Here is a 23,972-nt window from a genome sequence, read left to right on the forward strand (position 1 = left end):
GTCAATCGCCCCTGCGGGATAAGCGCATTCCCAGCACGACGGCTGCCCAGGCGGCATACATGATGATCCACGGCATCGCCGGGAAATGGAATCGCGACTGCCCGGAAAACACCACGGATATGAGCGTGAGGTATGCCATGAGGCAGTAGCCGATCGATACCCAGGGCCACGCAACGTCGTGTTTTCCCCTGGACAGCAGAACGAGGGTCACGAGGGAGCCGACCAGCATCAGGGCATAGAGGACCTGATTCGCCCACCTGATCGAGCGGAAGAGGGACTGATGGCGCGGATAATGGGGATAGCCTGCCTGATAAGCCCATTCGGCCTCGCCGTCCTTGGCCCAAAGATGCCACATCTTGAGCGGAATCAACTCGACGAACCGACCGGGATTCTCCCTGATCCACGCAAGGGCCAGCTGCTTTGCCCTGCGATCCGACTCCACCTGACGCCGCGTTGAAAAATCACGTTGCAGCACCAGCGGATCGTTTTCTATGTAGCTCCCGTCCGCGCTGGGATTGTTTCCGGTCAGCAGCGTCGCACCGCCATTGGTGGAAATGAGCACCACTTCGCCGAACACTAGCGTATTGCGCACGGCCCATGGCACGAGCACGCCGGCCATGACCAGATAGATGCAGCAGCCCTTGACGACGGTCTCCGCCAGGCTTGTCTCGCGACCGGCGGCAACGATGCGGAAAAGTATCAGGAGTGCCGGCAGGAACACGATCTGCGGTTTGGTCAGGGCGGCGAATCCGAAGACCAGGCCCGATCCGAATACCCAGCCCCATCCGTTCCGGGAGATGTACAGATAAACGCCGAGCAGCAACAGGAAGGTGAAGTAGATCTCGGTGAGCAGCAGCGGCGTATAGGCGATGTTGTTGGGATACAGGGCGAGCAGCAGGACCCCCAGGCGGGCGGTTGTCTCGCTGCGGAAAAGCTGGCGCGTCAATTTCAACTGCAGGAGGAAGATTCCCGCGGCCATCAGCAGGTTGGCCAGCTGGCCGACGATTTGATGGGGACCCGCCAGATGGAAGAGTATCCCCAGGAACCCCGGATAGCCGACGGGCCAGTAGGCTGTGGGATGGCCGTCCTCGACATACCCCTCGCCATTCGCGATGCCCAGCGCGCGATTGAGATACCAGCGCGAATCCGAGTCCATCTCGAGCGGAACAGCGAAGATCAGGGCAGCACGGAGCCCGATGAACAGGATGAAACACAGGGGAATGAAGTAGGGTGAGTCCAGCACGCGAAACGGTGCAGCGGCCGATCCGGATTTCCTCCCAAGACTATTTTCCGGGACCGGGAGCATGCTTGAACGTCCAGTAGGAGTTCAGGAAATAATTGATGAGCATGGCGGGTGCGATGCCGGCCAACTGGTGAACGGTCGGCGGCGTTTCCGGGAAAAGCATCGAGAGGGTCACGAACGTGGAATAGCTGACCAGCAGGGAGACGAGCGAAACCATATTGAATTTCAGGCCCTTGATGCGCACATGATCCTGCGATCTCCGCCAGCGGAAGGTCCAGTAATTGTTCAGCAGAAAATTGGTGATGATCGATACCTCGATCGAAATGGGAGAGGCCAGGTATTTGTTCACTCCGGCCTGGAGCAGCAGCGTGAACACGCCGAGGTTCACGATGACGCCTGACAGTCCCACGATGGCGAACTTGATGAAAGTCTTCGAACTGTGCAGTCGAATCCACCAGGCGTTCAGGATGAACTCGACGATATCCGAGATCCCGAGCTTGGATTCCCCCTCGGTGCGATCGATGAAATCCACCGGCACTTCCCTGATCGTCGCACCGAGCGATGCCGCCTTGTGCAGCAGCGCCACCTGGAAGGCATACCCCTGCACCCGGAGATCCTCGAACACGATCTTCCTGAGCAGCGGCGTCCTGATCGCCCGGAATCCTGCGGTGCAGTCACGAATCCCGTACAGGCCCGCGACATAGCGTCCCACGATGTTCCCACCCAACGAGTTCAGGCGACGCAGCAGGCCCCATTCCTTGGGGATCGATCCTCCCTTGACGTAGCGGCTGCCGATGACGAAGTCAGCGCCTTCCACCAAGGCTGCCATCAGCCGCGGAACGTCCTCCGGCTTGTGCGAGAAATCGGCATCCATCTCGAATACAACGTCTGCCTTCAACGCATCCATGGAGTGCATCATGCCGCGAATGTATGCAGCCCCCAATCCCGCCTTCTGTCCCATCAGAAGATGCACATTGGCATTCTTCGCGTCAGTCTGCTTCAGGCGCACGATATCCGCCGTGCCATCGGGCGAATTGTCATCCACCACGAGAATATGCATGTCATGCCGCATATGCTGGAACTGTGCCTGCAGGGCGTCGATGATGGACCCGATGTTATTCCGCTCGTTGTATGTGGGTAGAATTACGACCGCTTTGAGGCACGTCATGAAGTCATGAGACTGATTCGTAAGAGAAGTTCACTTGTTCGGCTCTGGATCGAGAACCCGAACGGTGTATGCGAGCATGCCGGAATACGAGGCAGGGGCTCCGGATGGACATTCTCGAACTCCCTGCGCAATCCGAAGGTTGTGATGCCTATAGGGTCTTGCGGTAAGCGATCCGTCGGACCCCGCTCTTGAGCCTGGATGATACCAGAAAACGGATTCATGCCGATTTCCTTGGAACCGCCACCCCCCGGTCGCTTGAAATGACCCAGAAGCAGAGCATATTGGTCAATGATCACCCACGCGTTGTAGTACTATTCGTTTTTTCGAATATTTCTGGAAAGCTTTGAAAAAGCTCGGAACGCCGGTTTAACCTGACGGATGGGAACACTTAGGTAACCAACGTGCGAAGCTCCCGGCAGTTCAATCCGCCCAGATTACGAGAAATCCGAGGGAAACACCCGGGTTTGTGAGAAGGCATCCGGCCCTCGATGGGTACCGATGGTGCATCCCGTCCCGCAATCCAATGGCATCCATAGCGGAACGAAAAAATGAGTTGTACCATATGGCACGGCAATGGGGTTGGTTCAATGCCGGCTTTTTCGTGCTCAGCAGACTCCTGGCCGTGGTTTCGATGGGAAGCCTGCGCATCTACAAGTATTACTTGATAGCCCAGCCTGTCTCCCGGAAAAGCCTGCTTCCATCGGGCAGGGGCAAGAAGATAGAAATCCGGATGATCCATCAGGACGACATCGTCATCCGGCAATTTCCGCGGCCGGCAGCGGTGATCCGGGAGCGATTCCGGCAGGGTGCGCAGTGCCTGGCCGCCTTCAAGGATGAACGATTCGTCGGTTTCCTCTGGTTGCTGACAGGAAGCTACCAGGAGGATGAGGTCCGTGCGCGCTATGTTCTCCACCCCCAATACCAGGCAGCATGGGATTTCGACGTGTACGTCGCGCCCGAGTCTCGCCTGGGGTTGACGTTTCCGCGTCTGTGGGATGAAGCGAATCGTTATCTAACCGGAAAGGGCATCTCATGGTCATGCAGCCGCATCTCGGCATTCAATCCGGGTTCGCTCGGAGCCCATGCACGGCTTGGAACGGTGTCGATGGGCAGCGCCGTTTTTTTTTGCGCCGGCCGGTGGCAAGTCATGCTCTCCTCCGTTCCTCCCTATTTTCATCTTTCCGCGGAAGCGGCCTCCTTCCCGGAATTCCGTCTGGATACGCAGAATCTTGAAAAAGAGTCCCGTACCTAACATCTTCAACCCATCATGGAGCAGGCAATGCAGCATTTGGAAGCTGTCAGGAATATCCTGACCGATGTACTGAATCTCGGTGATCGTGGCGGCACGCTCACCGAGAACTCGATTCTGCTGGGGAGTCTTCCCGAGCTGGATTCGATGGCGGTCGTGAACGTGATCACCGCCATCGAGGAACACTTCGACATCAGCGTGGACGATGACGAGATCAGTGCGAGCACATTCGAAACACTGGGCAGCCTGGCCCGCTTCATCAAGCAAAAGCTGGGTGAATGAAAGGATCGCCCGGGACGCCCTCGGCCCAGCCCTTCTTCCTACAGACCGACTACGGGAAACGGTTCTGCCTGTATCATGAACCGCACGAGGGCGCAGCGTACCGGGCAGCGCTGATCTACATCCCCCCTTTCGGCGAGGAAATGAACAAATCCCGCCGCATGGCAGCGCTGCAGGCCCGAGCATTCGCCGCAAACGGGATAGGCGTGCTGCAGATGGATCTCTTCGGATGCGGTGACAGCAGCGGAGAATTTGCGGACGCACGATGGGACGTCTGGAAACGCGACGTCGACTACGCGCTCGGCTGGCTCAATGACAGGACCGCCGTCCCGATCGGTCTCTGGGGCCTGCGCCTGGGTGCGCTGCTCACCCTGGACATCGCCCGGGAGCGGCAGCATGCGCTCGACAAGATCGTTCTTTGGCAACCGATAGTCAACGGGGCATCATTTCTTACCCAATTCCTGCGACTGCAGTTGGCGAACGAAATGCTCGCGAACGATGGAGACACTGCCAAAACATCGGGAACGCGTGCAATGCGGGATGCCCTGGCGAACGGCGAAACCCTGGAGATCGCGGGTTATGCGCTGGCACCGGACCTCGCTGCGGCAATCGATGAGCTGAAGGCTTCGGAATTCGTTATTGCCCGCAAGCCCATACACTGGTTCGAGATCGTGTCCGAGGCAGGGCGCCCCATGTCTTCCGCGGGACTCAAGGTGGCAGATGCCTGGAAGCGGAACGCGGTCGAACTGCATGTGCACCTCGTGCCGGGCCTTCCGTTCTGGGCGACCCAGGAGATCTCGGAATGCGCGCCGCTGATAGCCGCCACGACGGAAGTCGTGGCGGGGGAAATTCCATGACCATCGAGGAACGCGCCGTCGCGTTCCCCTGCAACGGCGACTGGCTGTACGGTATCCTGAGCCAGCCCGGGCCCGCTTCCTCCTCCAAGGGGGTGCTGATCGTGGTAGGTGGGCCCCAATACCGGGTCGGCAGCCACCGGCAGTTCGTGCTGCTCGCACGCCACCTCGCCTTTCACGGCATACCCGTGCTGCGCTTCGACTATCGCGGCATGGGAGACAGCGAGGGCGACGCCAGGACGTTCGAAGACCTGGAGGACGACCTGCGTTGCGCCATCGACCATTTTTTCGAAATCGCCCCTTCGCTCGGCGAAGTAGTGATGTGGGGATTGTGCGATGCCGCCTCCGCAGCGCTGTTCTACGCCCATCGTGACGAACGGGTGACAGGGCTGGTGCTGCTGAACCCCTGGGCACGAACGGACGGGGGGTTTGCCAGAACCCATCTGAAGCACTACTATGCGAACCGATTGTTCGAGAAGCGCCTCTGGGAAAAAATACTGCGCGGGCGCTTCGACTATGTGGAAGCGGTACGTTCCCTCGCACGAACCGTCGGCGCCTCCATCGGAAGCAGGCGATCGAACGCGGTGGAGCAGGACACGGCAGGCGCTGCGGATGCCTGCGCCCTGCCGGAACGCATGCGTGCCGGCCTCGCGCTTTTCAGCGGAAAGGTACTGCTCGTCACCAGCGGCAACGACCTCACGGCTCGGGAATTCCTGGACACGGTGGAGGCCTCGCCCCGCTGGCGGGAGCTGCTGGCCTCCCCGCGCGTATCCCGATTCCATCTGCCGCTGGCGACCCACACCTTCTCCCGGCGCGAGTGGCGCGACCAGGTCGCGACCCACACGGCGGAATGGATGCGGTCATGGTGAAACGGGTACTGATGATCGCGTTCCACTTCCCACCTCTGCGCGGAAGCAGCGGCATCCTGCGAACACTCAAGTTCTGCCGCTATCTCCCCGAATTCGGCTGGGAGCCCATCATACTGACCGTACACCCTCGGGCCTATCCCAGCACCGGCGACGACCATCGCAAGGACATCGCGAACCAGGCTGCAGTACATCGGGCGTTCGGGCTGGACGCGTCCCGCCACCTGTCCTGCATGGGGCACTATCCTGCCCTGCTGGCTCTGCCGGACCGCTGGGCCTCATGGACACTCGGTGCGCTCCCCATGGGCTTGCACCTGATCCGTAAATACCGGCCGGCAGTCATATGGTCGACCTATCCCATCGCCACCGCCCATCTGATCGGCCTGGGGCTGGAACGCATGAGCGGACTACCCTGGGTTGCCGATTTCAGGGACCCCATGACCGACGTCGACTATCCGCCCGACCCGGTGACCCGGCGGGTATTCCGGTGGATCGAAAAAGAAGCGGTACGGAAATGCAACCGGGCAATCCTCACCACCGCCGGCGCGATCGCGGACCACAGGCGCCGGTTTCCGGAGGTACCCGCCTCCCGCTTTCATCTCATCGAGAACGGCTATGACGAGGACAATTTTCTCGAAGCCGAGGCGCATCCTGCAACCAGATCGGACGACGGCTCGCGGCTCGTTCTGGTCCACAGCGGGATCGTCTATCCGTCCGAACGGGACCCGACGCAATTGTTCGCGGCATTGGCGATGCTCATCCGGCAGGGGTCCCTCGGGCACGGCGATCTGCACGTGATCCTGCGGGCCACGGCTCACGATGAGTACCTGCGTCCGCTGATAGAACGATATGGAATCGACGACATCGTATCGCTCGCGCCACCCCTTCCCTACCGGGAGGCCCTCTCCGAAATGCTGTCTGCCGATGGTCTGCTCATCCTCCAGGCTGCCAACTGCAACAACCAGATCCCTGCGAAGCTCTATGAGTACCTGCGCACCCGGCGTCCCATCCTGGCCCTGACCGATCCTGCCGGAAACACGGCGGCCGCGCTGCGCAACGCGGGCATCGACACGATCGCCCCTCTGGATTCCAGGGATGCTATCATGCAGGAAATATCGCGCTTCGTGGCACTGATCAGGGCCAACGACGCGCCCATAGCGTCGGTGGACAGTGTGCTGGCGGCCTCGCGCAGATCGAGAACGCGGGAACTCGGCGCACTTCTCGACGACGTGAGTTCGACAACGTGACGCCGGATACTCTGGCGAATGCCTGCCACCGCTCGGGCCGGCCACCCTCGGAGGGAGTGTTCCATGAAGCACCATCTGCTCCATCAATTGGCGGCACTCGCCGTCCTCGCGTTCTCTGCAAGCCTTCATGCCGCGGCGCCCTTCTGCGGCGGACTCGAAAACGCCTATGGTCCCTACGACTACATGGACCCCGACGCCCGGCAAACCAAGCTGCCCCTCGTCGAACAGTACCACTTCACGCCCAACATCGAAAACCTGGTCAAGGGGAATTCAGGAGCCATCGGCGGAGAGCTGGACTATACGCTGAGAGCCTTTCCCAATCACCATCGGGCGCTCAGCACGCTCGTCAAGCTCGCTCTGCGGGACAAGACTATCAAACCGGCCGGCGCGAAGTACTCCGTGGAATGCTATTTCGATCGCGCGATCCGCTTCAAGTCGAACGATGCCGCGGTGCGGACGATATACAGCAACTATCTGCTGAAGCAGGGCCACACCGACAAGGCGATCGAGCAACTGGGTGCGGCGATCGAGCTTCAACCGGAAGATCCCACCATCAACTACAACATCGGCCTGCTGTACGTACAGAAAAAGGACTACGAGCAGGCGCTCATCCACGCAAAAAAGGCCTATGAACTCGGCTTTCCTCTCCCCGGCCTCAGAAACAAGCTGGTGGAAGCAGGGAAGTGGCGGGAATAGAAGCGGCCTGTCCCGGGAGCTATCGTCTGGATTGCCGCCTGCCTGGGGAACCAGGCTCTTCCCGATCGGGCGCAAGATGGGCCACATACCACGCCAGCGCCTCAGTCAACCCCTCTTCGATCCGATGGGTCGGGGAAAAGCCCAGCATCGCTGCAGCCCTGGAAATATCCGCCTGCGAATGCCGTACGTCGCCCTTGCGAAAATCCACATACGTCGGCTCATGATGCCGCAGATGGGGGAAAGTCTCCTGTAGCAGTCCGCGTATCATCTCATAGAGCCGGTTGAGACTGGTGCGCTCGTTCAGCGCGACGTTGTAAACCTGGTTGACAGCCTCGGCATTGTCGGTCAGTGCCGCCAGCAGGTTGATCTGGATCACATTCTCTATGAAACAGAAGTCCCGGCTGGTCTCCCCGTCACCATTGATATACAGCGGCCTGTTTTCCACCAGGGCAGCGACCCACTGGGGAATCACCGCCGCATACGCGCCGTTCGGATCCTGCCTCGGGCCGAAGACATTGAAATAGCGCAGCCCTATCGAGTTCGTGCCATAGCAGCGGGCGAAAACATCCGCGTACAGTTCGTTGACGTACTTGGTCACCGCGTAGGGCGAAAGCGGCCGGCCGATCACCGGCTCCACCTTGGGCAAATCCGGATGATCCCCGTAGGTGGAACTCGACGCCGCGTAGACGAAACGCCTCACGGATGCATCCCGGGATGCCACCAACATGTTCAGGAATCCCGATATGTTGTTCTCGTTGGTGCGCACCGGATCCTGGATGGAACGGGGGACCGACCCCAGGGCCGCCTGGTGCAGCACGTACTCCACGCCCCTGCACGCCTCGATGCACGCCTCCGGCTGACGGATATCGCCCTCGATCAGCGTGAAGCTCCGCCAGGCCCGCTCCCCGACCAGATCGCGGACCTGCTCCAGGTTGTACCGATGGCCCGTGGAAAGATTGTCCAGTCCGACCACCTCCTGGCCATGCCTCAGCAAGGCTTCCAGCAAATTGGAACCAATGAATCCGGCGACACCCGTCACCAGCCATCGATGGCGATGATCCTCCAGGTATTCCAGAACGCCTTGGTACGCTGTCATATCCCGTCGCCCGTCTTTTTCACATGGATCGGCCCGTGAGCGGTCCCGTCACCGAAATGGAAGCCCATGGGGTTGCGCGCGCAGGCCGGAGTACCGGAGATTCTCCACCCGTGCCGAACCACAGGTTTCGGGATAGCACTAAAGCCGCCAGACGTTGAGCCCTGCCGCTTTCAACGCAACCGGATCGAGCTGGGACTTGACGTCGATGAAGCATCCCCGGTCGGTAACCTTGGACTGGAATTCGGGCAATGGCCTGCTGACGAATTCGTGATGCGAAACCGCGAGGATGATCGCATCGGCACGCGGCAACTGCTCCCAGGACTCCAGTGCCAGCCCGTACTCCTCCCGGGCCTCGTCGGGATCCGCGACGGGATCGTGCACATGGATCTCCACTCCATACGATTCGAGCTCCCGCACCAGGTCGGCAACCTTGGAATTCCTCAGGTCGGGGCAATTCTCCTTGAAGGACAGGCCCAGCACATTCACGCGCGCACCCCGGACGTTGATGCCCGCCTTGATGATCTGCTTGACCGTCTGCTCCGCGACGAACTTCGCCATGCTGTCGTTGATGCGGCGCCCGGCCAGGATGACCTGCGGAATGTAGCCGATCATTTCCGCCTTGTGCGTCAGGTAGTAGGGATCGACTCCGATGCAATGTCCCCCCACCAAGCCCGGGCGGAAGGGAAGAAAATTCCATTTGGTTCCCGCGGCCCGTAGTACCTCTGCGGTATCGATCTCAAGCTTGTCGAAGATGATGGCCAGCTCGTTCATCAGGGCGATGTTCAGGTCCCGTTGCGTATTCTCGATCACCTTGGCGGCCTCCGCGACCTTGATGCTGGAAGCGCGATGGACGCCCGCCGTCACCACGCTTTCATACAGGGCAGCGATCTTCTCCAGGGTATCCTCGTCATCCCCCGAAACGACCTTCAGGATAGTGGTCAGCCGGTGCTGCCTGTCGCCGGGGTTGATGCGCTCGGGGGAAAACCCGACATGGAAATCGGTTTTCCATTTCATGCCGGAGTACTTTTCCAGAACCGGGATGCAGATCTCCTCCGTCGCGCCCGGATACACCGTGGATTCGTAGATGACGATCGCACCCCGTTTCATGTGTTTCGCCACGGCCTGGCTGGCACCGGTGAGCGCGGTGAAGTCGGGCTGGTGGGCGAGATCCACCGGGGTGGGAACGGCGACCACGATGTAATCGGCCTGAGCCAGTTCCGCAGCATCGGTGGTGACGACGAGCTGCCCGGCCGCCGCGAAATCTTCGGTCGGCACCTCGCCGGTGGGGTCCACCTGACGCCGGTAGCTCTCGATCTTGCTGGTGGAAAGATCGTAGCCTATGGTATGCCGCTTCTTGCCGAATTCGACAGCCAGCGGAAGTCCCACATAACCCAGCCCCACCACCGCCACTACGCTCATACGCGACCTCCGCTGTTATATGTTCCGGAAACGACAGATAGACATGACAGATAGACATGATACACGGCATTATCAACCGGCTTCGTCTCGAAGTAACCTGTACCAAAGACCAATTCTATCCGCGGTGCAGCCAGCATATCATACCGGGCAATGATGGTGATAAGATGACGTGTATATAAGCCTCAGACCGGCTTGATTCCTCGGTGCTGGCCCCAGCATCCGATTCCCGTGCAGTCCGCGGAACTCAAGTTTCCAAGATGCATTGAATGCAACCAGAACCGTCGCTGGAAAGGAGAGACCCGCATGCGTAATCCCGGCATCGTGACCACACTCAAAGATTTCATGATGCTCGCCGCCTCGAGCGTACTGATCGCTGCCGCTATCAGCGGCTGCGAAAAACCCGGGGATCCCGAGACCCTCATGTCGGAAGCCAGGGCATACGAGCAGAAAGGGGACGACAAGGCCGCCATCATCCAGCTCAAGAACATACTGCAGAACAATCCGGATGACATCGATGCCCGCTATCTGCTCGGCACCATCTACAACCGGACCGGAGATCTGCAATCGGCGGAAAAAGAATTGCGCAAGGCACTGAGCCTGGGCATGGCGCCCGAGAAGGTATTGCCGGACCTGGGGAAGACACTGCTGAATCTTGGCCAGTTTCAACAGATTCTGGATGAAACAGGCAAACTGCCCGAAAGCGCGCAGACTCCGGAAATCTCGGTATTGCGTGGCAGTGCCCATCTGGCGCTAGGCAACGCCAGGAAGGCCAAGGAGTTGTTCGAGCACGCGCTGCAAGGCAAGCCGGACTTCCCCGACGCATTGATCGGACTGGCCCGCCATGCACTGGTGGACAAGGACGTCGATTCCGCGGCGCGCCATGTGGAGCAGGCGGTAACCCGGAATCCCGACAACGTCGACGCCTGGCTCTTCAAGGGCGACCTGCTGCGCACCGAAGGAAAAATGGATGAAGCCCTTGCGGCCTACGACAGGGTGATCAAGCTGAGGCCGGACAGCATCTCCGCGCTGATCAACAAGGCCTTCATAGAAACCAATACCGAACGGTTCGACGCCGCCCAGTCCTCCATCGACACGGCACGCAAGGCAGCACCGGGCCATCTGCTCACCCACTATGCCCAGGCGTTGCTGGACTATACCCAGAAAAGATACGCTGCCGCGCTGGAGCCCCTGCAGCAGGTATTGAGCAAGTCGCCGGAACATCTGCCGAGCGTGCTGCTCGCCGGAGCGGTCCAGTTCGAACTGGGGTCGCTGACGCAGGCCGAACAGCATCTGAAGCTCTACCTTGAAAAGGACCCCGGAAACCTCTACGCCCGCAAGCTGATGGCGTCGGTGTTACTGAAAAGTCGCCAGCCGCAGCGGGCCATCGCCCTGCTGGCACCCGCCCTCAAGCAAGCACCCCGCGATCCGCAGCTGTTCGCCCTGGCGGGGGAAGCGCACATGCAGATCCGGGATTTCGGCAAGGCCACCGAATACTTTGAAACGGCCAGCGGCATCGCGCCCGAAAGCGCCATGCTGCGCACCGCCCTGAGCATGAGCAAGCTGGGGGAAGGGGACAGCACCCGCGCCATCGCCGAACTGGAGCGCGCGACCCGGCTGGATCCTCAGTCCGCGCACGCCGGCATCCTGCTGGTCATGGCCCATCTGCGCCTCAATGAATTCGACAAGGCGCTTGCCGCGGTCAAGGGGATCGAAAAAGAACACCCGGACAATCCCTTCATCCAGAATCTCAAGGGTGGCGTCTATCTGAGCAGGAAGGATACGTCGAATGCCCGCGCGAGCTTTGAAAAGGCACTCGCCATTCAGTCCACCTACTTTCCCGCCATCGCCAATCTTGCACGGCTCGATCTGCAGGACAAGAAGCCGGAGGCAGCCAGGCAGCGTTTCGAGGACATTCTGAAGAAGGACAAAAAGAACATTCAGGCGATGAACGCGCTCTCCAGCCTGGCACTCGGCCTGGGACGGGAAAAGGAAGCAACGGACTGGCTGGAAAAAGCTCATCAGGAAAATCCCGACACGCTCCAGCCGGCGATCGCCCTGGCAACACACTATCTGCGTCTGGGAGAGAATCAGAAATCCCTGAATTTCGTAAAAAAACTCCAGGGAATCCATCCCGATGACGCCAATGTGCTGGATCTGCTGGCACAGGCCCAGTTCGCCAGCGATGACAAGAACGGCGCACTGGAAAGCTACCAGCGACTGGCCATGCTGCTGCCCGAATCACCCGTGGTGCAGTTCCACCTGGCGGCCCTTCATACCACCATGGAGAATCTGTCCGCCGCTTCGGAAGCACTCAAGAAAGCACTGGTGCTGAAGCCGGACTATCTGGATGCGCAAATGGCACAAATCATGCTGGAGGCGCGCAAGGGAAACACCCAGGGGGCGCTTGCCGTCTCCCGGCAGATACAGAAACAGCATCCGCGCTCGCCGGTTGGCCACATCGCCGAAGGCGATCTGCAGATGGGACAGAAAAATCCCGCAGCCGCGGCGAAATCCTACGAACAGGCGCTGGCACTCGGCAAGGACTCATCGGTCGCGATCAAGCTGCACGCCGCGCTCAGCCAGTCGGGGAAAAACAGGGAGGGGGATGCGCGCCTGCTCCAGTGGCTGAAGGAACAGCCGAAGGATACGGCCGCCCGCGCGTACCTGGCGGGCATCTACCTTGCCAACCGGCAGACCGGTTCCGCCATAGAGCAGTATCGCATCATCCTGCAGGAGAATCCGGGCTACGTCCCTGCACTGAACAACCTGGCGACGGCCTATCAGCAGGAAAGCAATCCACAGGCCCTGGAGTTCGCCGAGAAAGCCTACAAGCTGGCGCCGGAAAACCCGGCGGTACTGGATACGCTGGGATGGATACTGGTGGAGCGAAACGACATCAAGCGGGCGTTGCCGCTGCTGCAGAAAGCGGTGTCGCTGGCACCCGACATGGAGGAAATCCGCTACCATCTCGCCCAGGTCCTGGCCAAATCGGGCGACAAGGCCAAGGCACGCAAGGAACTCGAACTAGTGCTGGCCACGGGCAAGAATCTCCCTTTCACCGATGAGGCGAAGGCCCTGCTGCAGCAGCTATAGGCGCACCTCTCCTGCTTTCCAGCATTCAGGCATTCTCGCGCCTGGGTCCCGCATCCTCCAATGCAGGACCAGGCAGGGCCGCATCTCGCGACGCCGAGGAGACCGCAGCCTCGTTCCAGATGCGTCGCAGCGCATCCCACATTCCGGTGCGCATGGTTTCCAGATACAGGGAATTGTCACTCAGGCCTGCCAGGAGGCGGCGCTGCGCTTCACCCAGGTTATGGTAGGGCAGGCTCATGAAGAGGTGATGGGTCGCATGGTAGCGCAGGCCCACCGGCGCCCACAGGGCGGTGAGAAACCGGTTGCCGGGCACGTTGATGGAGTCGAGAAACTGCTCCGCGAATTCCATCTGCCGATCCCCCGGATTGCGATAGGCATGGGCGCTGAGCGTACGCAAGGCATTCACGAAGAAGATGAACATCGCGATCACGTACCACAGGATCAGTGCTTCAGGGGCCAGCACTCCCCCCGCGATGCACGCGGCGGCAATCGCCGCGAACACGAAGGCGGAGAATTCCTGCAAGCGCCAATGGCTGTCGTTGCGGATCGCATCCGGCGCGCGGCGATAGTTCATGTCTATCGTCAGCGACGAGGCCCGTTCCCAGAGAAGACGCCGCAATGGCGGGATCACGTAGGACAGCGGGGTAAGCAGGAGGAACCGGACGATGAAGAATACGGGCAGGATGAACGACAGCATCACATAGCCGACCATCACCGCCGGCCTCAGGGTGGCGAAGGGAATGTACTCGCCGTCCCTGCTCGTGCCATAGACGTCGCGCCGGTGGTGATCGTTATGCACGCCATCGTAGGTGAAGGAGGGAATCAGCAGCGGGATGCCGCAGATGACGTTCCACACGAGGCGGAAGAACCCGAACGTCCCTTTCTTGAGGTGGGCCAGCTCATGAATGAAGATCGCCGCCCGGTAGAAGGCAAACGTGGCGACGATCACGGCCAGGATCTGCCAGATCGAAAACCGCGGCGCCGACAACGCGGCAACGAAGGTCGCCCAGCCCAGCGTGATATGGAACAGGAAGTCGCCCCAGTAGATCCAGGGATTGGGCGTCATCAGGTCGCGCACCAGCGCGTGCGCTTCCCGCAGCGGAAACTCTTTCTTGCCTGTGGCTGTCTCCATCATCCCTTCCGGTTCGGGAAATCCGCCCGACTGCCTATTTTATCAACAACTCCGCGGCGGCGGCGAAAACTTGCCCTGCCCTTCCGGCCTCTTCCCGCAGGCATGGATTTCATGGAAACACCTGGGCATCGACCAAGCGGGGCGCTTTCCCGTCCTTGACGGACACGAGCGGCCGCCCCTGCCCGCGAGTCGGCCAGGCGATGCCGATCTCGGGATCGTTCCATGCAATACCGCGCTCGAGCGCGGGCGCGTAGTAATCCGTGGTCTTGTACAGGAAATCGGCTGAGCTGCTGAGCACGTAGAACCCATGGGCAAAGCCAGGCGGTATCCACAGCTGGCGATGGTTCTCCTCGCTCAGGTCGAAGCCGACCCAACGGCCGAAGGTGGGGGACGATCGACGCACATCCACCGCCACGTCGAACACCGCGCCACGCACTACACGCACCAGCTTCCCCTGCGGCTGCCCGATCTGGTAGTGCAGGCCACGCAGCACGCCCTGTGCCGAGCGGCTGTGATTATCCTGCACGAACGCGACATCCAGCCCAAGGGTTCGATTGAATACCTCGAGATTGAAACTCTCGAAAAAAAACCCCCGGTCATCGCCGAAAACCTTCGGCTCGAGGATGACCACGCCGGGAATACCGGTGGGAATGGCGTTCACCCGGAATCCCCGTCCTGCAGGCCGCGGTATCCCCTTGCCGGCGGGTGCGGCGCACCTTTCCCGATCGTTCGACCACTTCCCCGGTGCGGGATCATGGCGCCGTGTGCTCCTTCAGCAGGCGCAGCAGATACTTCCCGTAGCCATTCCGGGTCAGCGGCTGGGCCAGTGCCTCCAGTTGCGCGGCATCGATGAACCCCTGGCGGTAGGCGATCTCCTCGGGGCAGGCCACCTTGAGCCCCTGCCGGTGCTCGATGGTCTCGATGAAGTTGCTCGCCTCGATCAGGCTCTCGTGGGTACCGGTATCCAGCCACGCATAGCCCCGGCCCATGATCTCGACACCCAGCTGGCCGCGCTCGAGGTAGGCGCGATTCACGTCGGTGATCTCCAGTTCGCCACGGGCGGAAGGCCGAAGATCATCCACGATGTCGACGACCTGATTGTCGTAGAAGTACAGGCCAGTCACGGCATAGTTGCTTCGCGGCTGGGCCGGCTTCTCCTCCAGGGAGGTGACGCGGCCCTGCGCATCGAAGGCGGCGACGCCGTAGCGTTGCGGATCCTGTACGTGGTAGGCGAATATGGTGGCCCCCTCGGGCCGTGCGGCGGCTCGCCTGAGCCGGACCTGCAGATCGTGGCCGTAGAAGATGTTGTCGCCCAGCACCAGCGCGCTGGTGCGGCTGCCGACAAACGCCCTGCCGATGGTGAACGCCTGGGCCAGTCCCTCGGGCGCGGGCTGCACCGCATACTGCAGGCTCAGCCCCCAGTCGCTGCCATCGCCCAGCAACTGCGCGAAACGCGGCGTGTCCTGCGGGGTGGAGATGACGAGGATGTCGCGAATATCTGCCAGCATGAGCGTGCTCAGGGGATAGTAGATCATCGGCTTGTCGTAGATCGGCAGGAGCTGTTTCGAGACCGCCTTGGTCACCGGGTACAGGCGCGTGCCGGAGCCACCGGCGAGGATGATGCCCCTGCGCGCGGTCATGGCCGATCTCCGAGGATCTCGTCCAGCATGCGCGCCACCCCCGTCTGCCACACCGGCGGGTGCAGCCCGAACGCGGTGCGCAGCTTGGCGGTGTTCAGGCGTGAATTGGCGGGCCGTGCGGCGGGCGTCGGGAATGCGCTGGCCGGCACGGGCTGGATGTCTTCCGGTGCGACCTTGAGCGCGACGCCCGCCTGGCGGGCCCGATCCAGCACGAACCAGGCGTAGCCGTACCACGAGGTCTCCCCCGCTGCGGCAAGGTGATAGACGCCGGCGACGTCTCGCTGGTACAGGGCGCGCCGAATGGCGTGGGCGGTCACGTCCGCAAGCAGGTCCGCGCCCGTGGGCGCGCCGACCTGGTCGTCGACGACGCTCAAATCGGTGCGCGCCTGCGCCAGGCGCAGCATGGTGCGCGCGAAATTCCCGCCGCGGGCGGCATATACCCAGCTGGTGCGGAAGATCAGGTGCCGGCATCCCGAAGCGAGGATCGCTGCCTCCCCCTCCAGTTTGGTGGCACCGTATACGTTGAGCGGCCCGGTGGGGTCGGCTTCCGTCCATGGCGCGCTTCCGCTGCCGTCGAACACGTAGTCGGTCGAGTAGTGGATCAGCCAGGCATCGAGCCTTCGGCATGCCCGGGCCAGCGCGGCGGGAGCCTGCGCGTTGATCAGGCGGGCGCGTTGCGCCTCGGATTCAGCCCGGTCCACGGCGGTATGCGCGGCGGCATTCACGACGACGTCGGGCACGACCGCCCGGACGGTTTCGGCGATGTCCTCGGGGCGAGTGAAGTCGCCGCACAGATCCCGGCTGTCGGCATCCAGTGCCACCAGCTCGCCCAGCGGAGCCAGGCTGCGCTGCAGCTCCCAGCCGACCTGTCCGCTCTTGCCGAACAGCAGGATCTTCATCCGACATGCCGCGGATAGTGCGCGTCGATCCAGGCGCGGTAGGCGCCGGTCTGCACGTTGCGTACCCAAGCCGGATTGTCGAGGTACCACTGCACGGTCTTGCGGATGCCGCTCTCGAACGTTTCCGCGGGTCTCCAGCCCAGTTCGCGTTCGATCCTGCCGGCATCGATGGCGTAGCGGCGGTCGTGCCCGGGACGGTCGGCCACGTGGGTGATCAGTTCGCGGCAGGATCCGCGGGCAAGCGGCCTCAGTTCGTCCAACAGGACGCAGACCGTGCGCACGATGTCGATGTTGGGTATCTCGTTCCAGCCACCCACGTTGTAGGTCTCCCCGGGCACCCCCGCCTCCAGCACCCGGCGAATGGCGCTGCAGTGGTCGCCGACGTACAGCCAGTCGCGGATCTGCCGGCCGTCGCCGTACACGGGCAGAGGCTTGCCGGCCAGAGCATTGACGATCATCAGGGGAATGAGCTTCTCGGGAAACTGATACGGCCCATAGTTGTTGGAGCAGTTGCTCGTCAGGACCGGCAGGCCGTAGGTGTGGTGGTAGGCACGCACCAGATGGTCGCTCGCGGCCTTGCTCGCGGAATAGGGACTGTTGGGCTCGTAGCGATGGGTCTCATCGAATGCAGGTTCATCTTCTGCCAGAGAGCCATAGACCTCGTCGGTCGATACATGCACGAACCGGAACTGCTGTCGCACCCTGCCGTCCAACCCGCTCCAGTAGGCCCGTGCGGCTTCGAGCAGGCGAAAGGTCCCCAGGATGTTGGTCTGGATGAACGCCTCTGGCCCATGAATCGAGCGGTCCACGTGGCTTTCCGCAGCGAAATGGATGATGGCGCGGGGATGGTGCCGGGCAAGCAGGCCGGCCACCAGTTCGGCATCGCCGATGTCGCCCTGCACGAAGGTATAGCGCTCATCGGCCGCTGCCGCGGCCAGGTTCTCCGGATTTCCAGCATAGGTGAGCGCATCGAGATTGATCACCGCCTCATCGGCACGCGCAAGCCAGTCCAGTATGAAATTCGCGCCGATGAAGCCGGATCCTCCCGTGACGAGTATCATCCGCTATTCCAACCGCCCGCCAGTGTTCATGCCGATCTCCCGGTCCATGCCATTCGCGTCAGAATACCTCATCTTTCCCCAGATAACGCCACCTTCCAGTCGGAAGCGAGCCCAGCCTGACCCGGCCGATGCGCACACGCTTCAAGCCGATCACCTTCAATCCCACCAGTTCGCACATCCGCCGGATCTGGCGCTTCCTGCCTTCCCGCAGGATGAAGCGAAGCTGATCCCGATTCTGCCACGCCACCTCGGCCCGCTTCAATGGCCGGCCATCGAGATTCAAGCCATGATTCAGCAGATCCAGCCCCTGCGGGGAAAGCCTGCCCTGCACGCGTACCAGATACTCCTTGTCCATCCCCGAATCCGCACCGATCAATCGCCGGGCGATGCGGCCGTCCTGGGTGAATACCAGCAGCCCGGAGGAATCGATGTCCAGCCGGCCCGCTGGGGCCAGCTCCTTCAAATGGGCCGGGCTGAACGGCCGCGCTGCCGTTTCCACAGGAGAATAGGACTCGCGGTGTATCAGGCCTACCGCCGGCAGATATCCCGGCTCAGGCTGGCCGGATACGTACCCCACCGGCTTGTTCAACAGTATCGTGACTCGATCCTGCTGCCGGGTCCGGGCGTACTCGCCAAGCTCTATCCTCTGGGTGGGGAGAATGCGCACGCCCAGCTCGGCGACACGCTCGCCGTCGACGAATACCCAGCCGCGCTCGATGTAGTCGTCCGCCTCCCTGCGGGAGCACAGCCCCCTCTGCGACATGAGCTTGGACAGCCTGATTTTTTCCATGAATCCGTCCGCCGCCGCGATGGCTTCTCACAGGATTCTACATCGAAGCGAGGCTATCAGCCTGACATTATATAAGTTTGAACCCCGATCCCGTTTCGGATAGAATCTACTGGCCCAGGCGCGTAGCTCAGCTGGTTAGAGCACCACCTTGACATGGTGGGGGTCGTTGGTTCGAGTCCAATCGCGCCTACCATTCGATATTTTCAAATCAACGACTTGAGACCTCCACTTCGGTCTCTTATCCGATTTTCCCCGACTGTGCTGAAAATGTGCCGTGAAAGCAGGCGGCACTGTCGACCACCAGCCTTAGCGCTGGCTTGCTCATCCATGCCCGCAGGAGCTTTGACGAGAGGCGGACAAAGCGCTACACCGTTCTGATACTGAACCAAGCTCCGAGCTTCTGGAATACATGGAGCAGGAGTGCCCTCCTGCACGTACCAGCTGGCCCAGGTATGGCGCAGACCATGCCGGTGGAATCCACCAGCCCTGCCCTAGCAACCGCCTGCCGGAACGTGACGTTTTCCCCGAGACCGGACGGTTTTAAGCTGGAGGCGAATCGCTTCTGACGTTGCCCGGGAGATGTCAATTGAATTAACAAAGATGCGGCGAAGCTTACACTACCGCAGAGATATCCAGCGCTTCGGGCACCAGCTTCACGCTGCCGTTCCGCCTAGGATCTGACGATGGGAGGGTGATCAATTCCTCGTATGGTTGTCCTTCGCCGCAAAATCGTGCCGCCACCGTCCCGGCGTAGCAATCACGGCATCCTTCCAACACGCACGAACGTCCGCGCACGGGGTTCCACGTCACATCCGTCCACTGAATTTTTTCTTACCACCCATCCATCTATCCCATGCTTCGTAAGCTGGTATCCGCCTCGCGGGCAACTCCAGTTGACCCAATAAAGGATCAGGTGAAATACTTTCACCCCATGAGCCTTCCTCGTTTCTGGAAGTCTCATGCCGGTTTCAAACCGGGTATTCCTAACAAATTTTCGTAGGAGTCTTCCATGTACTTTTACCTCTACAAAAGTGCCGTTGACGAACAATGGCGCTGGAACCTCAAAACCAAAAATCACGAATCAATAGCCGACGGCACCGAGGTTTATCAAAATAAGGAAGATGCAATTCATGGCATCCATCTGCTGAAAGCCAAGGCCAATGCTGCCCAGGTATTCGATGCCTCAACCAATTCCTTGCTATCTTCCAACTGACCCCTACAAACCCGCTTCGGCGGGTTTTTTCTCAAACTCATGCCCTACCCCGCATTAGAGATCCAACATCGTCGGCTTCTGCCGAGCGCTCGGCATCGATCACAGACTCGGACAATCTGGAAGGATACGACTTTCAGGAAAGAGTGCGAGAGGCATTTTCGACCTCGCCCTTAACGCCAACCTCGTCCGCATCAAGCGGGACGAGTGCCGGGCGTGAGCAGCAGGTATTCTCTGAATGCGAGAAGATTGATTTAGCCGAGTCCGAAGATAGGCTGTTCTGCTCATTTACATTTCTCTAGAGCAATGTTAAATCTTCAGCAGGGCAATATTAAATATCTCTGTCTCATGCTGGAGTAGAAACCATGAAAATCACGGGTATTTCTAAAATCCAAAGTCTGATCCTGTGGACAGCGCTGAGCATTGGACTGTGTTTTGTTTCCACTGCCTCGGCACGTAATCTGTACCTCCTCTTAGACTCCGACGGTAAAGTACTCGTCGACTTTGGAGCATCGAGTGGAATTTATTTTTCCGGCTCTGCAATCAACAACGCTGGACAAGTAGCGGGATTTTCCAGCTGGGCCGAAAGTAGTCCCCACGCTTCCGTTACTGGTCCCAATGGCGTAGATATAACCGATCTTGGGACACTTGGCAGAGAATCTAGTTACGCCAGTGGCATCAACTCTGCTGGACAAGTGGTAGGATCTTACCATACACCTGCATATTCGGGTCGCGCATTCATTACCGGTCCAAATGGCGTGGGTATGACAGATCTTGGGACGCTGGGCAGAGACGACAGCGACGCCTCTGCCATCAACAATGCCGGCCAAGTGGTAGGAATTTCCCTTACAGCCAGAGATGAGTATCATGCTTTCATCACTGGCCCTAATGGCGTAGGCATGATCGATCTCGGGACGTTAGGTGGGAGTTATAGTTACGCTTTTGGCATTAATGATGCTGGGCGGGTAGTAGGAATGTCTCTTACAGCAGAAAAGGCCACTCACGCCTTCATTACCGGTCCCAACGGCATAGATATGACCGATCTCGGGACATTAGGTGGAAATTATAGTATCGCGTATGACATCAACAATGCCGGGCAGGTGGTAGGATATTCCTATATAGCTGGAGGTATCCCTCATGCTTTCATCACAGGTCCCAATGGTGTAGGAATGACCGATCTTGGGACATTGGATGGAAATAGAAGTTTTGCCTCTGCCATTAATGATGTCGGACAGGTAGTAGGGTATTACTACACGGCTGCAGGTGATCGTTCTGCTTTTATCACGGGTCCCAATGGTGTAGGGATAACCGATCTAAATTCGCTAACAGAGTTGCCGACCGGGTATCTTCTAACGGAGGCAATTGATATCAATAACAAAGGTCAGATTCTTGTTGCTGCTGTTATCCCTGTTCCTGAGCCTCAGATCTATGCTTTGATGCTCGTAGGCCTAATCTTGATCGAGGTTCTGGCGTTGCGTCGTCAGAAATCGGAAATTGATAAAGATCCTATCGACCCCGCCCTTGCGGCCATTGAACGCCGGATCCACCCAATAACCAATGAAGACGGCCCCTGTATGGGGCCGTCTTCATTTCAGAATCGACTTCGTTCGGAATTGATTACGTGCGTTTGACCGCGTTCCTCCGCCGTACCATCGCACCCATCAGCCCCAGGCCAGCCAGCAGCATGGCGTAGGTTTCCGCTTCGGGAACGGGCGATACGCTGATTGCGCCATTGTACAGACCACCCAGCGTGCCCTCCGTCTCCCCGACGACATTGAGGTAAGCCGGACCAATAATGGGCTGATCCCACGACAGGACGAGGGAATTCGGAGAGTTCCCTTCGGAAGAATACTCGACGGCCTTCAGAAGCACCTCGTCCCCAGTACCAAGGATGCCATCCGCGTTGGTGTACAGCGACAACTTGACCAACAGCGTATCGAACGTTCCGACACCGATGTCCAACGCAAAATCAATGACGCTGTAACCCGACCCCACATGGGGTTCCGGGATATGGAAGGTGAAGATGTCGTTGAAGACCTCGCCGCTTCCCAGCACAGTCCCATTAAAGGCCTTCGGGAAGACGGACGTTACCGCACCCAGATCCTCGATCTTTGCCTGCGCACCGGTGCCGAATCCTACCAGCACTGCGGCGACAACCGCCTGTTTAAAAGTAAACCTGATCATGTTTTTTGCTCCTCTCTTAACAGAATATTATTTGATATGCATATCTATCTCATCTGTTGTATCGTTGTTGTTCATTGTTCGTTGTGCGTTGTGCGTTTTTTACGCATCTGTACACTCGTGCCACTCGATGGCCATAACCACCATCTCCCCCAAAATCATCACTCCTGACTATCCGCTGGATATACCGGCCGATCACTGAAGATTCCGAATTCATAAAATGAAATCGAGATTCGAAGATGAGTGAACCTCAACTTTGTGTAAGCTATACCAAACAATGGATCAGCCCAATAGACCGATCGGACCAACAGAAAAATCTCTGTTTTAACAATAAATTAAATTATATAAACAGCAGTCTCCACCCAGATGGAGGGAACGAGAAGCAGAGTTTCTCACTGAAGAGCCCTATCCCATGAAAAGATCGAGACTCACAGACCGCAGGATCACCGAGTCGATGAAGTGAGAGCCACCGGGTTAGGGACACTCGAGATTCGTCGAAAGCTGGACATCGTACGGCGAGCTTGCATGAGTAGCGCGCTCCATCCGGGAGATTGACGCATCGCTAACGAAGGGGGCCCAAAACCGGCCGGAAACCAGAAAATGCTCCAAAACCAGGAGATGCTGCAGAAACGCGGCTGCGCATAATTATGTTGCGAGCACCGCGCCAGGCGTTTGGCCTGAATGACCGGCGGTTGACCATGATTGACCGGATCAGTTCTACTCCCCTTTCCAAAAAATGATGATTAAAGTCCCCTTTTTTGTAACGTGGGTGTAAGATAACCCCTTGCGAGATCGAAATTTTTCCGCTAGCCCGATCGGTCTATTGGGTTATTTTATTTCTAGGTGTAACTTACACGGCGTCGGGGTTCATTCATCTTCGAATCCCGATTTCTTCTTGGATTCGAAATTTTCAGTGTGGTCATCCCGAGTATCCAGTCAAGTAGTAGGGGGATGTGGTGATTTTGACTGTCAAGTAGCACAGCTGCATAGATGCGTTTACAACAAACGATACAGCGGATGAAATAGATGAATATCGAGTATATTCTGATAGATAGGAGCAAGAATATGATCAAATCTTCTTTGAAGCAGGCAGTTGCCGCCGCGGTCCTGGTAGGATTCGGCACCGGTGCGCATGCAGCGGTCACCGACGTGGGTGAAGTAACGTCCGCTTTCCCGGTGTCTTTTAATGGGGCTGTGCTGGGGGGTGCCCAGACCTTCAGCGATATCTTCACTTTCAATATTTCCGAACCCAATGTGGGCTCCGGCTACAGCGTGGTCAATTTCCCTGTGAGCATTCCTGATGTGGGATCGTTCGGAACGATACTCGCCACTCTGTCGTTGCTCACCTATGGTGACGATGGAATTCGCGGCACGGACGATGACGTGCTGTTGAAGTCCACGGTGCTTCCTTCCACCGGAAACTCTCCTGATTCCCTCAGCCTTTCGTGGGATCAGCCTCTTATCGGGCCGGCATACCTCAATATCACCGGGGTAACGAGTGGCACGCTGGGGGGCCTGTATAGCGGTTCGATCAGCGTATCGCCGGTTCCCGAAACGGAAACCTACGCCATGCTGCTGGCTGGCCTGGGGCTGATGGGTGCGGTGGTACGGCGGCGGAACGCAGCCAAGCGCATGTAAGGCAACAGCGCCTGGGTTCCCCTGTGGAATAGAAACGGCCCCGGTTGGGGCCGTTTCCGTTTTCATCGGTAATGGATATTATGATCCGGGAGGTCGGCTGCAGCTTTGCATAGCGCAGGAATCAGGATCGCGATCAACTTATTCTGCCGAGTTCAGCAGGCCAGGAAAGCCAGCTGACGGTGCCATTCTTCAAATCACAAAAGCTGGGCAG

At 59.3% G+C, this 23,972-nt stretch carries 22 protein-coding genes and 1 tRNA gene; 11 read left to right on the forward strand and 12 right to left on the reverse strand.

Translation table 11 applies throughout. The features are described 5' to 3' along the window. Position 1 precedes the first annotated feature (1 nt). The gene (locus BT108_RS08685; protein WP_255369676.1) at positions 2–1,243 is read right to left on the reverse strand and encodes an ArnT family glycosyltransferase; all 1,242 of its coding nucleotides are present in this window, start codon (positions 1,241–1,243) and stop codon (positions 2–4) included. 40 nt (positions 1,244–1,283) lie between these two features. Next, a complete protein-coding gene (locus BT108_RS08690; protein WP_072294152.1) occupies positions 1,284–2,411 on the reverse strand; it encodes a GtrA family protein in 1,128 nt (375 codons plus the stop codon). Positions 2,412–3,012: 601 nt separating this feature from the next. Between BT108_RS08690 and BT108_RS08695 the strand changes: the two genes are divergently transcribed. From BT108_RS08695 to BT108_RS08720, 6 genes are all read left to right on the forward strand, one after another. Further along, the gene (locus BT108_RS08695; protein WP_143142446.1) at positions 3,013–3,663 is read left to right on the forward strand and encodes a GNAT family N-acetyltransferase; all 651 of its coding nucleotides are present in this window, start codon (positions 3,013–3,015) and stop codon (positions 3,661–3,663) included. 27 nt (positions 3,664–3,690) lie between these two features. Continuing rightward, entirely contained in the window at positions 3,691–3,942 is a 252-nt protein-coding gene (locus BT108_RS08700) for an acyl carrier protein (protein ID WP_072294154.1), read from the forward strand. Beyond that, positions 3,939–4,796, forward strand: coding sequence for a hydrolase 2, exosortase A system-associated (locus BT108_RS08705; protein WP_072294155.1), 858 nt, complete (start codon positions 3,939–3,941; stop codon positions 4,794–4,796). The genes BT108_RS08700 and BT108_RS08705 overlap by 4 nt, the downstream gene beginning before the upstream one ends. Continuing rightward, positions 4,793–5,662, forward strand: a complete 870-nt coding sequence (locus tag BT108_RS08710; RefSeq protein WP_177257287.1) for a hydrolase 1, exosortase A system-associated — start codon at positions 4,793–4,795, stop codon at positions 5,660–5,662. The genes BT108_RS08705 and BT108_RS08710 overlap by 4 nt, the downstream gene beginning before the upstream one ends. Beyond that, entirely contained in the window at positions 5,656–6,906 is a 1,251-nt protein-coding gene (locus tag BT108_RS08715; RefSeq protein WP_072294156.1) for a glycosyltransferase, read from the forward strand. Before BT108_RS08710 ends, BT108_RS08715 begins: the two co-directional genes overlap by 7 nt. 63 nt (positions 6,907–6,969) lie before the next feature. After that, positions 6,970–7,602 carry a tetratricopeptide repeat protein gene (locus BT108_RS08720; protein ID WP_072294157.1) on the forward strand — a complete coding sequence of 211 codons (633 nt, stop codon included), beginning with the start codon at positions 6,970–6,972 and terminating at the stop codon, positions 7,600–7,602. Between the two features lie 19 nt (positions 7,603–7,621). On the opposite strand, the gene BT108_RS08725 is transcribed toward BT108_RS08720, so the two are convergent. Then, on the reverse strand, positions 7,622–8,698 hold the full coding sequence (locus tag BT108_RS08725; RefSeq protein ID WP_072294158.1) for an SDR family oxidoreductase: 1,077 nt from the start codon (positions 8,696–8,698) through the stop codon (positions 7,622–7,624). Positions 8,699–8,836: 138 nt separating this feature from the next. After that, positions 8,837–10,117: a nucleotide sugar dehydrogenase gene (locus BT108_RS08730; protein ID WP_072294159.1), complete on the reverse strand. Its 1,281-nt coding sequence runs from the start codon at positions 10,115–10,117 to the stop codon at positions 8,837–8,839. 303 nt (positions 10,118–10,420) lie between these two features. Between BT108_RS08730 and prsT the strand changes: the two genes are divergently transcribed. Beyond that, positions 10,421–13,210 (forward strand): XrtA/PEP-CTERM system TPR-repeat protein PrsT, encoded by a 2,790-nt coding sequence (prsT, locus tag BT108_RS08735; RefSeq protein ID WP_255369677.1) that lies wholly within the window; start codon positions 10,421–10,423, stop codon positions 13,208–13,210. Positions 13,211–13,235: 25 nt separating this feature from the next. Here the strand turns inward: prsT and BT108_RS08740 are convergent, their stop codons facing one another. The 6 genes from BT108_RS08740 to BT108_RS08765 form a co-directional block, all read right to left on the reverse strand. Further along, entirely contained in the window at positions 13,236–14,345 is a 1,110-nt protein-coding gene (locus BT108_RS08740; protein ID WP_072294160.1) for a fatty acid desaturase family protein, read from the reverse strand. Between the two features lie 106 nt (positions 14,346–14,451). Continuing rightward, positions 14,452–15,003 carry a dTDP-4-dehydrorhamnose 3,5-epimerase gene (rfbC, locus tag BT108_RS08745; protein ID WP_072294161.1) on the reverse strand — a complete coding sequence of 184 codons (552 nt, stop codon included), beginning with the start codon at positions 15,001–15,003 and terminating at the stop codon, positions 14,452–14,454. Between the two features lie 91 nt (positions 15,004–15,094). Beyond that, the gene (gene rfbA, locus BT108_RS08750) at positions 15,095–15,982 is read right to left on the reverse strand and encodes a glucose-1-phosphate thymidylyltransferase RfbA (RefSeq protein ID WP_072294162.1); all 888 of its coding nucleotides are present in this window, start codon (positions 15,980–15,982) and stop codon (positions 15,095–15,097) included. Then, positions 15,979–16,881 (reverse strand): dTDP-4-dehydrorhamnose reductase, encoded by a 903-nt coding sequence (rfbD, locus tag BT108_RS08755; protein ID WP_072294163.1) that lies wholly within the window; start codon positions 16,879–16,881, stop codon positions 15,979–15,981. The genes rfbA and rfbD overlap by 4 nt, the downstream gene beginning before the upstream one ends. Next, the gene (gene rfbB, locus BT108_RS08760; RefSeq protein ID WP_072294164.1) at positions 16,878–17,942 is read right to left on the reverse strand and encodes a dTDP-glucose 4,6-dehydratase; all 1,065 of its coding nucleotides are present in this window, start codon (positions 17,940–17,942) and stop codon (positions 16,878–16,880) included. The genes rfbD and rfbB overlap by 4 nt, the downstream gene beginning before the upstream one ends. A gap of 58 nt (positions 17,943–18,000) precedes the next feature. After that, entirely contained in the window at positions 18,001–18,732 is a 732-nt protein-coding gene (locus BT108_RS08765) for a pseudouridine synthase (protein ID WP_072294165.1), read from the reverse strand. Between the two features lie 116 nt (positions 18,733–18,848). Here BT108_RS08765 and BT108_RS08770 point away from each other — a divergent pair. After that, a tRNA-Val gene (locus BT108_RS08770) sits at positions 18,849–18,925 on the forward strand. A 419-nt stretch (positions 18,926–19,344) separates the two neighbouring features. On the opposite strand, the gene BT108_RS14315 is transcribed toward BT108_RS08770, so the two are convergent. Beyond that, positions 19,345–19,557 (reverse strand): DUF5131 family protein, encoded by a 213-nt coding sequence (locus tag BT108_RS14315; RefSeq protein WP_083566324.1) that lies wholly within the window; start codon positions 19,555–19,557, stop codon positions 19,345–19,347. Positions 19,558–19,741: 184 nt separating this feature from the next. Here BT108_RS14315 and BT108_RS08780 point away from each other — a divergent pair, with 184 nt between their 5' ends. Together BT108_RS08780 and BT108_RS08785 are read left to right on the forward strand one after the other, a co-directional pair. Further along, positions 19,742–19,945, forward strand: a complete 204-nt coding sequence (locus tag BT108_RS08780) for a YegP family protein (RefSeq protein ID WP_072294167.1) — start codon at positions 19,742–19,744, stop codon at positions 19,943–19,945. A 362-nt stretch (positions 19,946–20,307) separates the two neighbouring features. After that, positions 20,308–21,573 (forward strand): DUF3466 family protein, encoded by a 1,266-nt coding sequence (locus BT108_RS08785; RefSeq protein WP_072294168.1) that lies wholly within the window; start codon positions 20,308–20,310, stop codon positions 21,571–21,573. Here BT108_RS08785 and BT108_RS13540 read toward each other — a convergent pair. Next, complete coding sequence (locus BT108_RS13540; RefSeq protein ID WP_143142447.1) at positions 21,560–22,126, reverse strand: FxDxF family PEP-CTERM protein; 567 nt, start codon at positions 22,124–22,126, stop codon at positions 21,560–21,562. The two genes, BT108_RS08785 and BT108_RS13540, sit on opposite strands and share 14 nt — an antisense overlap. Before the next feature lie 1,023 nt (positions 22,127–23,149). Here BT108_RS13540 and BT108_RS13825 point away from each other — a divergent pair. Next, the gene (locus BT108_RS13825; RefSeq protein WP_072294169.1) at positions 23,150–23,761 is read left to right on the forward strand and encodes an FxDxF family PEP-CTERM protein; all 612 of its coding nucleotides are present in this window, start codon (positions 23,150–23,152) and stop codon (positions 23,759–23,761) included. Positions 23,762–23,972 lie beyond the last annotated feature (211 nt).

It is taken from the genome of Nitrosovibrio sp. Nv17, from assembly GCF_900119085.1.
Taxonomy (GTDB): Bacteria; Pseudomonadota; Gammaproteobacteria; order Burkholderiales; family Nitrosomonadaceae; genus Nitrosospira.